Annotated in this window: 11 protein-coding genes and 1 tRNA gene; 7 read left to right on the plus strand and 5 right to left on the minus strand. The window is 43.4% G+C overall.

Annotation, left to right across the window (positions count from 1 at the left end; translation table 11 throughout):
- Nucleotides 1–172 precede the first annotated feature (172 nt).
- The 5 genes from rny (at nucleotide 173) to purB (ending at nucleotide 6,164) form a co-directional block, all read left to right on the plus strand.
- On the plus strand, nucleotides 173–1,720 hold the full coding sequence (gene rny / locus J0B03_RS00525) for a ribonuclease Y (RefSeq protein WP_207300946.1): 1,548 nt from the start codon (nucleotides 173–175) through the stop codon (nucleotides 1,718–1,720).
- 88 nt (nucleotides 1,721–1,808) lie between these two features.
- Nucleotides 1,809–2,588 carry a TIGR00282 family metallophosphoesterase gene (locus J0B03_RS00530; RefSeq protein ID WP_207299954.1) on the plus strand — a complete coding sequence of 260 codons (780 nt, stop codon included), beginning with the start codon at nucleotides 1,809–1,811 and terminating at the stop codon, nucleotides 2,586–2,588.
- A 72-nt stretch (nucleotides 2,589–2,660) separates the two neighbouring features.
- Nucleotides 2,661–3,500: a PHP domain-containing protein gene (locus J0B03_RS00535; RefSeq protein ID WP_207299955.1), complete on the plus strand. Its 840-nt coding sequence runs from the start codon at nucleotides 2,661–2,663 to the stop codon at nucleotides 3,498–3,500.
- A 27-nt stretch (nucleotides 3,501–3,527) separates the two neighbouring features.
- The gene (locus J0B03_RS00540) at nucleotides 3,528–4,727 is read left to right on the plus strand and encodes a pyridoxal phosphate-dependent aminotransferase (RefSeq protein ID WP_207299956.1); all 1,200 of its coding nucleotides are present in this window, start codon (nucleotides 3,528–3,530) and stop codon (nucleotides 4,725–4,727) included.
- 3 nt (nucleotides 4,728–4,730) lie between these two features.
- The gene (gene purB / locus J0B03_RS00545) at nucleotides 4,731–6,164 is read left to right on the plus strand and encodes an adenylosuccinate lyase (protein ID WP_207299957.1); all 1,434 of its coding nucleotides are present in this window, start codon (nucleotides 4,731–4,733) and stop codon (nucleotides 6,162–6,164) included.
- Between the two features lie 53 nt (nucleotides 6,165–6,217).
- On the opposite strand, the gene J0B03_RS00550 is transcribed toward purB, so the two are convergent.
- Nucleotides 6,218–6,293, minus strand: a tRNA-Trp gene (locus J0B03_RS00550).
- A gap of 180 nt (nucleotides 6,294–6,473) precedes the next feature.
- Between J0B03_RS00550 and J0B03_RS00555 the strand changes: the two genes are divergently transcribed.
- Both J0B03_RS00555 and J0B03_RS00560 read left to right on the plus strand, forming a co-directional pair.
- Entirely contained in the window at nucleotides 6,474–7,382 is a 909-nt protein-coding gene (locus J0B03_RS00555) for a tyrosine-type recombinase/integrase (protein WP_207299958.1), read from the plus strand.
- Between the two features lie 488 nt (nucleotides 7,383–7,870).
- Nucleotides 7,871–8,977, plus strand: coding sequence for a tyrosine-type recombinase/integrase (locus J0B03_RS00560; RefSeq protein WP_246798145.1), 1,107 nt, complete (start codon nucleotides 7,871–7,873; stop codon nucleotides 8,975–8,977).
- 120 nt (nucleotides 8,978–9,097) lie between these two features.
- Here the strand turns inward: J0B03_RS00560 and J0B03_RS00565 are convergent, their stop codons facing one another.
- From J0B03_RS00565 to J0B03_RS00580, 4 genes are all read right to left on the minus strand, one after another.
- Complete coding sequence (locus J0B03_RS00565) at nucleotides 9,098–9,379, minus strand: TIGR03905 family TSCPD domain-containing protein (protein WP_207299959.1); 282 nt, start codon at nucleotides 9,377–9,379, stop codon at nucleotides 9,098–9,100.
- Nucleotides 9,380–9,443: 64 nt separating this feature from the next.
- Nucleotides 9,444–10,847 carry a peptidoglycan D,D-transpeptidase FtsI family protein gene (locus tag J0B03_RS00570; protein ID WP_207299960.1) on the minus strand — a complete coding sequence of 468 codons (1,404 nt, stop codon included), beginning with the start codon at nucleotides 10,845–10,847 and terminating at the stop codon, nucleotides 9,444–9,446.
- Nucleotides 10,840–12,120 carry an FtsW/RodA/SpoVE family cell cycle protein gene (locus J0B03_RS00575; protein ID WP_207299961.1) on the minus strand — a complete coding sequence of 427 codons (1,281 nt, stop codon included), beginning with the start codon at nucleotides 12,118–12,120 and terminating at the stop codon, nucleotides 10,840–10,842. Before J0B03_RS00575 ends, J0B03_RS00570 begins: the two co-directional genes overlap by 8 nt.
- Complete coding sequence (locus J0B03_RS00580; protein WP_207299962.1) at nucleotides 12,117–12,572, minus strand: FHA domain-containing protein; 456 nt, start codon at nucleotides 12,570–12,572, stop codon at nucleotides 12,117–12,119. Before J0B03_RS00580 ends, J0B03_RS00575 begins: the two co-directional genes overlap by 4 nt.
- Nucleotides 12,573–12,574: the final 2 nt, after the last annotated feature.

Raw genomic sequence — 12,574 nt, forward strand, 5'->3', positions numbered from 1 at the left:
TATATATTCAATGGGATACAAAATGAATCATCTTGACAGTCCTTTCAAAAAAGGATAAAATTAGTTTGTTACTTGCAGGTTTTTACCTGTCCATAATGAATATGGAACTACCATCGAAAAGTGAAACATTTAACGTTATTCAATAACATAATAAAGGAGGTGTAGACAGTTGATTGAGGCATTAGGAAACTACATCATTCTTGTTATTGTTGGTTTCACATTGATCGCTTTTGTTGCAGGATATTTTGTACGAAAGAACATCGCTGAAGGCAAGATAAACAGTGCTGAAGAGACTGCAAAAAGAATTGTGGAAGATGCATTGAAAGATGCAGATTCACAAGCAAAAGAAATGCTTTTCAATGCAAAAGAGGAAGCACACAATACCAGAATGGAAGTAGAAAAAGAAAATCGAGAAAGACGCAACGAGATCCAACGGCTGGAGAAAAGATTGATCCAGCGGGAGGAAAACATCGATAAAAGAAGCGAACAGATCCAAAGCAAGGAAGACAGCCTAAACAACAAAATGAACCAACTAAACAACAAGGAAGCCAAGTTGGATGAAATGATCGAAAATGAAATGAAGGAACTGGAGCGAATCTCCGGTCTGACATTTGAAGAAGCCAAGCAGATCTTGCTTGGTGATGTGGAGAAAAAAATTCGAAGAGAGTCTGCCATGTTGATCAAACAGATCGAAGGCAATGCAAAAGACGAAGCGGACAAAAAAGCAAAAGAAATCCTTTCATACGCCATACAAAAGGTGGCCGCAGATCACGTGGCAGAAACCACAGTATCTGTTGTCAACTTGCCTAATGACGAAATGAAAGGCCGCATCATCGGTCGGGAAGGTCGAAACATACGAACACTGGAAACGTTGACCGGTATCGACTTGATCATTGACGACACGCCGGAAGCAGTCATCTTGTCGGGATTCGATCCCATACGACGAGAAATTGCACGAGTGGCTTTGGAAAAACTTATCATTGATGGCCGGATCCATCCAGCTAGAATCGAAGAAATGGTGGAAAAAGCCAAAAAGGAAATCGATCAGCAAATCAAGGAAGACGGAGAACAAGCCAGCTTCGATACTGGGATCCACGGATTGCATCCGGAGATCATCAAATTGCTGGGACGATTGCGTTTTAGAACCAGTTACGGTCAAAACGTGCTGAAGCATTCCATCGAAGTCGCTCATCTTGCGTCCATCATGGCACACGAACTGGGTGTCAATGCCAAAGTAGCGAAAAGAGCCGGATTGCTTCACGATATCGGAAAAGCCGTAGATCACGAAGTGGAAGGTCCTCACATCGAAATCGGTGTGGACATTTTGAGAAGATATAAAGAATCCAGCCAAGTGATCCATGCAGTAGAAGCACATCACGGTGACGTGGAAGCAACATCCGTTGAAGCAGTATTGGTCCAGGCAGCAGATGCCATATCGGCAGCGAGACCGGGAGCAAGAAGAGAAACATTGGTATCGTACATAAAACGACTGGAGAAATTGGAGGAAATTGCAAACTCATTCGATGGTATAGAAAAAACATTTGCAATCCAAGCTGGCCGAGAAGTACGAATCATGGTAAAACCGGATAAGATCGACGACGTGGAAATGATCCATGTAGCAAAGGAGATCGCAGCTAAGATCCAGAGCGAAATGGATTATCCAGGACAAATCAAAGTCAATGTGATCCGAGAAACAAGAACTATAGAGTATGCAAAATAAGGAGATTTTTATCTCCTTTTTTTTTACGTTTTTTTCTTGAAAGGTACCTTATATGGTATACTTATGGATATGTCGAGGAGGATTAAAAATGAAAATCTTGATCATAGGAGATGTCGTTGGACGTCCAGGCCGCACTGTCTTAAACGAAAATTTGGAAGCGTTGAAAGAAGAATTTGATGCTGATTTTGTGATTATCAATGGAGAAAATGCCTCATCCGGAACAGGGATCATCGAAAAGCACGCAGCGTCTTTTTTTGATATGGGCGTCGATGTGATCACCACGGGAAATCACGTTTGGGACAAAAAAGAAACAGAAAGCTTCATTGACGCTTATCCAAAGCTTCTGCGACCGGCCAACTACCCATCTCCCTGCCCAGGTAATGGATACGTCCTGGTGCCGTATAAAGACACAGAAGTTGCGGTCATCAACCTGTCTGGTCGTTCTTTCATGAAAAGCATGGATTGTCCTTTTCGGCGATTGGATCAAATATTGGAGGAGATCCCAGAATCCATCCATGTGAAAATTTTAGATTTTCACGCAGAAACCACTTCTGAAAAACTGGCAATGGGATATTATGGGGCAAATCGCCTTTCTTTGGTTTTTGGAACCCATACCCATGTACAAACCGCAGATCATCGTATTCTGGACGAATATACCGGTTATATAACCGATGTAGGAATGACCGGACCTCTTGATGGGATCATAGGCGTACAAAAAGAAAAAGTTTTGGAAGGATTCTTGACCCAGCGACCGGTACGTTACGATTTAGCAAAAGGTAAACGACAAATCAATGGTCTTGTCGCGCATATCGACGAAACGGATGGAAAAACTACAATGCTCCATGGTTTCATAAAATTTTATGATTGAATTTAGATCATTTGTCCAGCGGTTTTTTTTACGATTGTGGTATAATGGAAAAAGATTTTAGAGGGGCTGTCTATGAATAAATATGCAGATCTACACATTCATTCCAGTTATTCGGATGGAGCGTTCACACCAAAGAAAATAATGGAAGAAGCTTCCAATCGAAGACTGCATACCATTTCCATTACAGATCACGATACATTGTCCGGTTCTATATTGGCCTGGAAAATGGCGGATGATTATCCAGTCGAAGTCATCGTGGGCATTGAATTCAGTTGTGTGTATCAAGGGGAGGACGTCCACGTTCTTGGTTATTTTCTCCATGATGTATCCCACGCCTTAAATCCTTTTCTGGAAGAATTACAGCGAAAAAGGCAGGAGCGAGCCATTAAAATGGTGGATCGTTTTGGTGAACTGGGCATCGACATGGACACCATGGATCTGAATGCTTACGGCGACAGCATAGGACGACCACACTTTGCAAAAGAACTCTTGCGGTTGGGTGTCGTAAAAACTTTTGATGAAGCATTTGAAAAATATTTAAAACCAGGGTGTCCCTGTTACATTGAAAAATCGAAGATCAGTGTTTCGGAATGCATAAAATCGATACATGAAAACGGAGGTATTTCTGTTTTGGCCCACCCGGGACTTTTGGAAAAAGAAGATACTTTGCTTGAACTTTTGGATTATGGACCGGATGGATTGGAAGTTTATCATTCCAAACACGATCAAAAAGATAAAATTCGCTTATACAATTTGTCAAAAGACAGGCATCTGCTGATCACCGGAGGATCCGACTTTCATGAAGAGACCAAAAGTCGGCTGACAGGCATCGGATCGGAGAAAATACCCGTTCGATATGTAGAAGCGTTGAAAAGACAAATCAAAAAAAATATGGAAAAGCAACAGGTATAATTAAATCATCGGAGGGATCGATTAGTGATGAAAACAAGAATTTCGGAAAAGGTATTGGAAGTAAAGCCATCCATAACTTTAGCCATAACTGCCAAGGCCAAAGAAATGATAGAATCTGGAATGGATGTGATCGGGTTTGGAGCAGGAGAACCAGACTTTGATACGCCTGAATTTATCAAAGATGCTGCCATTAAAGCCATACATGAAGGAAGGACCAAGTATACTGCAGCTGTAGGAGTTTTGGAACTGCGAAAGCTTATTGCACAAAAGCTCAAACGGGACAACGGTTTGGAATATTCACCAGATCAGATCATCGTTAATAGCGGAGCAAAACACAGTTTGTCAACGGCATTTCAAAGCATTTTGAATCCCGGAGATGAAGTCCTTGTTCCAGTGCCATATTGGGTCAGCTATCCGGAGATCGTCCGAATCGCCGGAGGAGTTCCTGTTTTCTTAAAGACAAAAAAAGAAAATGATTTTAAAATGACAGCTGAGGATTTGGACAAGGCCATAACGTCTAAAACAAAGGCAATTTACCTGAATTCACCATCAAATCCTGTAGGAGCAGTTTACACAAAAAAAGAATTGGAAGAATTGGCAAAAGTTATCCTACGTCATGAAATTTTCGTGGTATCCGATGAAATTTACGAACGCTTGCTCTATGATGGAGAAAAACATATAAGCATCGCATCACTTGGTGAGGAAATAAAAGAATGGACGATCCTGGTCAACGGCATGAGCAAGTCTCACGCCATGACCGGATGGCGGATCGGTTATACTGCTGCATCCAAAGATGTCATCACCGCCATGGGAAAGGTACAGGGTCATGCAGTCAGCCATCCTTCCTCCATTACCCAGTATGCCGGGATCGGTGCACTCCAATGTCCAGACCATTTCCTCTCCGAAATGGTGGAGGAGTATGATGTTCGTCGCAAATTTTGTGTGGATCGTTTAAATCAGATCAAAGAATTGAGCTACATTTATCCTAAAGGCGCTTTTTATGTCTTTATCGATGTTTCCAAGTTGTTTGGCAGAACATTCAAAGGGAAAGTGATCGAAGGATCCATGGACTATGCCAACTTGATGTTGGAGCATTATCAGGTAGCCTTGGTTCCCGGCATCGCATTTGGTGCAGACGAATTCGTCCGAATTTCCTACGCTACTGCCTTGGAACAGATCGAGAAAGGCCTGGATCGAATGGAAGCTTTTATTAAGGAGTTGGATTGAACCATGAATACAGCAGAATACACGAGCCCATTGATCGAACGTTATGCTTCTAAAGAGATGAGCTACGTTTTTTCCCATGAAAACAAATTCGGAACCTGGCGGAAATTATGGATCGCTTTGGCGAAAGCAGAAAAAAAACTGGGTTTGAATATTACAGAGGATCAGATCCGGGAGTTGGAGGAAAATGCCGAGGACATCGACTTTGCAAAAGCCAAAGAATACGAAAAGAAATTACGTCATGACGTCATGGCCCACGTTCATACATTTGGAGACCAATGTCCGACGGCAAAAGGCATCATTCATCTTGGTGCAACCAGCGCTTTTGTTGGAGACAACACGGATGTGATCGTTTATATCCAAGGTTTAAAACTGGTTCGGAAAAAGTTGATCAATTGCATCGACAAACTGGCTGCATTTGCTTTGGAGTACAAAGATCTACCCACACTGGGATTCACCCACTTTCAACCGGCACAATTGACTACTGTTGGAAAAAGAGCCTGTTTATGGATCCAGGACATGTTGATGGATCTGGAAGAGTTGGATTTTGTCCTAGAGCATGCCAAACTCCGAGGAGTGAAGGGTACCACCGGTACTCAGGCCAGCTTTTTAGAACTATTTGAAGGAGATCATGAAAAAGTGCGACAACTGGACCGAATGGTGGCTGAAGAGATGGGCTTTACTTCCAGTTATGCAGTGACGGGACAAACATATCCCCGAAAATTTGATGCCAGAGTTTCCAATGCTCTAAGCGGTGTGGCACAAACCCTTTATAAATTCAGCAACGACATGCGTTTGCTACAACACCTGAAAGAAATGGAGGAGCCTTTCGAAAAAAACCAAATTGGATCATCTGCCATGGCATACAAGCGAAATCCCATGCGGTCGGAGCGTATTGGAGCATTGGCCCGCTACGTGATCGTAAGCGCCCTGAATCCGGCGATCACCGCCTCCACCCAGTGGTTCGAAAGAACTCTGGACGACAGCGCCAACAAGCGGATCGCCATCCCGGAGAGTTTTCTTGCCGTTGATGCTATTCTAAATATCTGTTTGAATATTACCGAAGGAATGGTTGTCTATCCGAAAGTCATAGAACAGCATATTGAAAAAGAACTTCCTTTCATGGCGACTGAGAACATCATCATGCAGGGTGTTAAAAACGGTGGAGACCGACAGGCTCTCCATGAACGAATTCGTATTCATTCCATGGAAGCGGGAAGAAGGGTGAAAGAAGAAGGGAAGGACAACGATCTGATGGATCGGATCAAGCAGGATCCCGCATTTCCCATCCAGGAAGAAGATTTTGTCCATATACTTGATCCAAAAACTTTTATTGGTCGTGCACCCCAACAGGTGATGGAGTTTTTTGAAAATCAAATTCGGCCTGTTTTGGAGTCTAATAAAGAATTGCTGGGTGAACACGGCGAAGTGAGTGTCTGACAAAAAAAGAGCATTAAAAAACAGGTGAAGATTCACCTGTTTTGTTTTATAAATGGCAGGGGTAGAAGGACTTGAACCCTCGGCACGTGGTTTTGGAGACCACTGCTCTACCAACTGAGCTATACCCCTTTAACGAAGACAAGTATTATTATAATGGTAGAAATTAAAGAAGTCAAGAGGGATTTGGTATAAAAACATGGTAAAGAATGATCCTTTACAAAAGTCGGTCCTTTCGGTATAATAAAGATATAATTGCGCATAATATATAATATGCGCAATTATAAAGATCTAGAGAGGAGCTAACATGTTATGCCCTATAATGAATTGATCGCATCTTTTTCTGATTACCTGGCGCACAAGTTGCAGATTCGCTCCGTCAAAGCCTATAAATATGATATGGAGAGCTTTTTAGGATTCATGGAAAAAAGAAGCAATGTTGATTTTTCCAAATGGGATGACGAGCAAAAGCTGGTGTTTTTTAGAAAGATAAGACAACCGGATTTTTATGCCTATATACATTACTTGAAAGACGAACACCATAATTCAGATAAGACCATCAATCGGAAACTGACGTCCTTGCGAGCATTTTACCAATTTTTGATCGATGACCGTGGTTGTGATGGTAAAAATCCCATCGATGAGATCCCACGTTATCATTTACATGAGAAAGGTCCCAACTATTTGGAGGAATCCGTACTGGAACGGATTTTTGAAAAGGTAAGGATCCGAAACAAATATCGAGACATGGCCATTTTGATGCTGATCGCAGATTGTGCATTAAAGGCATCACAAATCGTTTCCTTAAAGTTGACAGACTACGACGGCAGCAGTTTACAGATAAAAGAGGGAAGTATCCGATTGAGTCCTGCAACGATCAACGCTTTGGATTCCTATATAAATCTAGAACGAAAAAATTCCAATTCCACATATTTGTTTGTCAGTCAGAAGAATGAATCGATTAGTATACGAACTATTCAACATCTTATTAAAAACATAAAAACGGATTTGGATCTGGACCAGCCTTTGACATCGGAAGCAATACGAAATACCACCATTTTGAAATTGATGAAGGACAATGTGGACCATACCGAAATAAAAAGATATTTTGGCTACAAGAAAACCCTTCAACTGGAAAAAACCCTTTCTAACTCCCAATGGTCCGAAGAAAAGCCGGAATTTGATTTTTCCAAAGTTGCCCGTAAAACACCAAAAAAATGAAGCCCATATTTGCGATTTAAGCGGTTTTTTTTGATGAGGGTATACCTAAACACCTGTGAATTATGGGCTTATTTTCATTCAGAGCCTTTAAAAGCCTTTTAGAGGGTCCCAGATAAAAAATGCAGCAGAAGAGAGCAAATGAGATGAAAGGTGTTCAACTAAACATGAAGAGAACTGATGAGATCGATATAGGATCTGTTTGTAGATTCATGAAAATATGAAGGATCGAATGACATAGGGTTGAGATCAAATTAGATTACAAGGAATGGTGCAAGTAATCAAGCTGGACCCAGGAAAGTTATGATCGTTTGTGATTTGTTATTAAAAGCAGCAAATCAGCGCTAAAATGCCTACATGTTTACCTTAAACTTTTGTTTAACGGAAAGTTATATCTATTCTTCTCTCGTGTTTCATCTTGTGTTATAATAAAAAACAGGATGGTTTACAAATGTTGAACCAATCAACATTTCTAGAAAGGATGTTCCCTAGTGGCGGAAAAAAGTACCACATACGATAAAAAGCTTCATCAGCAGCTAACATTAAAATTGCGGGAATTAGTCAATCAAATGCCGGTATTTTGCGAAACCTTTTTTCGAGGCATCGAACCCACCACGTCCATCAAAAGCAGGATCGCCTACGCTTTTGATTTGCGCAGTTTTCTGCATTATCTAGTGGAAGAATCCTTTGAAGAACCTTTCAATGGAAAAACGCCAAAAGAAGTTACCTTGGAGATGATGGAAAACATCACTCCTGTACAAATCGAAAAATTTCTGGAGTATTTATCCTTCTATTCCCTGCCCCATTATAAAAACCCTGATGAGTTTGTCACCTATACCAACGGAAATTCCGGTAAGGCTCGCAAGTTGTCTACATTGCGGACTTTCTACAAGTATTTTTACAAGAAAGAAATGGTCAAGAAAAATCCGGCACTCTTGGTGGATATTCCAAAAATCAAGGAAAAGCCCATTGTGCGGCTGGAAGTGGATGAAGTGGCGAATCTGTTGGACCTGCTGGAAGATCCCAAAGGAATGACGGACACACAAAAGAAATTTCACCAGCGAACCAAAGAACGGGATATGGCAATGATCGTCCTCTTGTTGGGCACCGGCATTCGGGTCAGCGAATTTGTCGGACTGGATCTTTCCCATTTCGACTTTAAAAACAACAGTTTCAAGATCACAAGAAAAGGCGGCAGCCAGGTGGTCTTATATTTCAGCGATGAAGTTGCCAACGTATTGGAAAACTATTTGGAAGTTCGAGACGAGATCACTCCCCTACCCGGCCATGAGGATGCCATGTTCCTCTCCTTGCAGCGAAAGCGGATGGGTGTCAGTGCCGTTCAGAAACTCATCAAAAAATATACCCAAATCATTACCCCGTTAAAAAATATTTCTCCTCATAAACTCAGGAGCACTTTTGGGACGAATTTATATCGGGAAAGTGGAGATATTTACCTGGTGGCGGATGTATTGGGCCATAAGGATGTCAATACCACGAAAAAGCATTATGCGGAGATCAGCGACGAACAACGTCGAAAAGCCGCCAAAATGATCAAATTGCGAGACGACGATGATAAGGGGGATTTAAATGAATGAACTGGCACCATTGAAAGAAATGGCCTTGAAAATGTGTGTTGGTGGAATAGAACGTAGATATAGAAAAGACTTGAAGAGCAACTCCGTCATGGAGGATGACCTTCAAGTCTTCTTTTTGATTCAAGCTTCCGCTTTCAGCCGGCTCATATCGATGATCTCACAAAGAGCCTCCGACAATTGGTCCGGACATGAGGTGATCTTGCTGCCGCAAGGGATCCCTTCCAGTCGCTGGATCACGTCTTCTATGTCCATTCCCACAACCAGGCTGGACAGCCCTATTGCATTTCCGGCGCAACCACCGATGAATTCCACGTTTGAAATATATCGGCCTTCCAGTTCGATTTCGATCTCCCTGGCACATACGCCTTTGGTTTTGTACACATATCGTATTTTATTTTGCATGGTCTTTCTCCTTTATTTGTTCCTGTGACCAATCGATTATACCATATTTGTCCATCAAGTAAAATCAATTTAAATAGTTTTCCATCAGCTTTCCTGCAATGGGTGCTGCCGAATTTCCACCAGTAGAGCCGCTGTATTCCAACAGGACGGCAACGACGATCCTGGGGTCTTCTGCAGGAGCAAAACCCATGAACCAGGCATGATCTTCCCCATCCCGTTCGTTTTGGGCCGTACCGGTCTTCCCTGCCACAGATATTCCGGAGATCCTTGCATTGGTGCCGGTACCACTTTCCACGACTTGGACCATCAACTCTTTCACCAATGCCGCCGTATCGGAAGTTGGTCCATCCATCCAGATTTTTCTTGAATGTGCTTCCACCACTCGACCGGAATCCATGGTAACACGCTCCACCAGGTAAGGTTCCATTATAGAGCCTTCGTTGGCGATGCCGGCTCCCATCAAGGCCATATGCAGGGGTGTGACCAACAACGTTCCCTGACCGATGGAAGTGGATGCCAGCTCGGTTTGAGACATGTCCCCCTGGTCGAGGCGACTGGGTGATACCTGCAGATCAAAAGGGATCTTTTGATTGAAACCAAATTGGGCTGCCGTATTCTGGATGGCATCTTCTCCCATCTCCAACCCCAATGCTGCGAAATAGGTATTGATGGATTTTGTAAAGGCTTGATCCAGGTCTACCCGGCCAAATACTTGAGAATTGAAGTTGCGTATGATCATTCCATCCACAAGGATGGAGCCTTCGTCCTTCCAAACAAGATCCAAATTTCCTGAAGCGGCGGCTGCTGCAGTCGTCAAACACTTGAAGGTGGAGCCTGGCGGATAAAGACCCTGGGTCGCTCTTGGCAAAAGAACGGAATCCCTACTGTTTTGCAGATCCTCCCATGCACCTGACAGTTTATCCTGATTGGGGTCGTAGGAAGGATTGGATACCATTGCCAGTACCGCTCCGGTTTTTGGATCCAGGGCAACCACAGCTCCCTTTTGTCCTTGAAGCAGATCCCATGCCTTCTTTTGCAGATCATGATCCAGGGTGAGCTGCAACTGATTTCCAAACAGCTTCTCCCCGGTCAACTGTTTGGGCAGATCCATGATTCGATTCAAGGCCTTGTTGCCGCTAAGCTCATCTTGGTAGGCGGCTTCCAGCTGTGCATTTCCATAGATGGGCGTGTGGTATCCGATGACATGGGCATAGAGTTCCTCAAAAGGATAGAAGCGAACTTGTGTATCATCTTCCGTTGATTCACTGTAGGCAAGAGTTTCCCCGTTCCGATCCAATATGCTCCCCCGGATCCGTCCCGTATCCACTTCCCAAATACGTCGATTGTAAGTATTTTGTACGATATCCTCTTTTAAAAATAGTTCAAAATAGGTCAAATACCCGATCAGCAGGACGAAAAGAACTCCTATAAAAAGAAAACCCTTGAGGACTCGTTTGTTTTCATTCAACTTCGTCACCCCCTTGTTCACCAGTCGGGAAAAAGGAAATGCCGGTGGCAGAGATCCCCTGCAGGATGCCCAAGGCAAGAAAACTGCTGATCAAACTGCTTCCACCGTAACTGACAAATGGCAGGGTGATCCCTGTCAATGGGATCAACTTGATCACACCGCCGATGATGATGAAGGTTTGAAATCCGAAAATGGAAGTAATACCAAATGCCACCGCCCTTAAAAAGGGTTCCTGCATTCGAATCACCAGTTTGAACCCTCGATAGACCAAAATGAAATACAGGAGGATGATCCCCACTCCACCAAAGATCCCCATTTCTTCCGTAATGGCAGAAAAAATAAAATCCGTGTGCACGGCGGGAATCAGATGAGGGCGCCCCAGACCAAGGCCTGTCCCAAAAAATCCGCCGGAACCCAGAGCAAACAGGGATTGGGTTATTTGATAGCCGGTTCCATCCATGTCCCGCCATGGATCCAACCAGGTGGCCACCCGGACCTGTATGTGAGATAAAAGCAGATATCCGCCCGTGCCACCTGCTGCTGCTGCCAATGCATTTGCCAGCAGATGTTTCTTGTTTCCATCAAAGACATACATCATGGCGATAAAAACAAGAAAGAACAGGATGCTGCCTCCCCACTCCCGTTGTAGTACAAGAAAGAGCAGGTGCAAGTACACTCCTCCCATGAAAAGCAGTTTATGGGGAATTTGGATCCCTTTTTTCCCCAATGGCACAGATAAGGGACTGTAAAATTGTTGATGGGCATAATAGGATGCCATAAAGAAAACGAAGAGCAATTTGATCCCTTCCCAAGGTTGAACCTGGATGCCGTTGATCACGATCCAGTTGATGGCTCCGCCGATCCTCTCCCCCATGGTCAAGGTCATGACGAAAAACGTGAAAGAAACCAACGGATATACCAGCAGCATCTTTGGATGGGACCACAGGCGATAGCCTATGACAAAGACCAGATAGCCAAGAAAAAAGGCAAGGATCCCCGCTCCAAACCACAAGATCTGGCGTTGTCCGATCTGGGGGTCCAACCGATAGAGAAAGACGATCCCAATGCTTGAGATCATGGATGTGATCAAAAACAAATAACCATCCCCCCATCGAAACCGTTTCATGAATACAAGAACGACACCGATGGACAAAGAAACGACGGCAGCATATATAACTGGAAGGATCTCAAAGGATCCGTTGCGGATGGAAAGGAGAAAAAAGGACAAAAACAGATACAAAACGATCAGAAAATAAGGTTTGGAACTTCTCATGACCGGTTCCTCCCCGGTTCTACAAACAAAAAGTCCAATTGACCCAAGTGGACCAGATCTCCATCACCCAGCTCATAGGCATCTTCTCCCAGTTGCTGATGATTGAGCATGGTTCCGTTTTTGCTGTTTAGATCGTTGATGAACCAACGTCCGTCTTCAACATGGAACTTGGCATGACTGCCTGACAAAAAAGGGTCTTTGATCACAATATGGTTTTTGCCGGATCGGCCCAATATCATGTCGCCTTCCAGAAAATAGCTTTCTTCCACGCGAAAGGTCAAACTTTCCCGTCGATTGACCAGTTTCAAATATGGCAGATTGCCTTCCAGTTTCCGTCCGATCACCGTTGTTGTAGCAATGTCCAGATAGATCAACCGGATGATGACATACATGAAATAATAAATGAATATGATGAACAGGTATTTAAACAAGGAAGCCAGTAGATCAAACAAGT

Origin of the sequence: Alkalibacter rhizosphaerae (genome assembly GCF_017352215.1) — a bacterium.
Classification (GTDB): domain Bacteria; phylum Bacillota; class Clostridia; order Eubacteriales; family Alkalibacteraceae; genus Alkalibacter; species Alkalibacter rhizosphaerae.

Bases quoted from the DNA above. Each gene is read 5' to 3' on its own strand.
- J0B03_RS00530 (WP_207299954.1), top strand. From the start codon at position 1,809: ATGAAAATCTTGATCATAGGAGATGTCGTTGGACGTCCAGGCCGCACT.
- J0B03_RS00535 (WP_207299955.1), top strand. From the start codon at position 2,661: ATGAATAAATATGCAGATCTACACATTCATTCCAGTTATTCGGATGGA.
- J0B03_RS00540 (WP_207299956.1), top strand. From the start codon at position 3,528: ATGAAAACAAGAATTTCGGAAAAGGTATTGGAAGTAAAGCCATCCATA.
- purB (WP_207299957.1), top strand. From the start codon at position 4,731: ATGAATACAGCAGAATACACGAGCCCATTGATCGAACGTTATGCTTCT.
- J0B03_RS00555 (WP_207299958.1), top strand. From the start codon at position 6,474: ATGCCCTATAATGAATTGATCGCATCTTTTTCTGATTACCTGGCGCAC.
- J0B03_RS00565 (WP_207299959.1), bottom strand. From the start codon at position 9,379: ATGCAAAATAAAATACGATATGTGTACAAAACCAAAGGCGTATGTGCC.
- J0B03_RS00575 (WP_207299961.1), bottom strand. From the start codon at position 12,120: ATGAGAAGTTCCAAACCTTATTTTCTGATCGTTTTGTATCTGTTTTTG.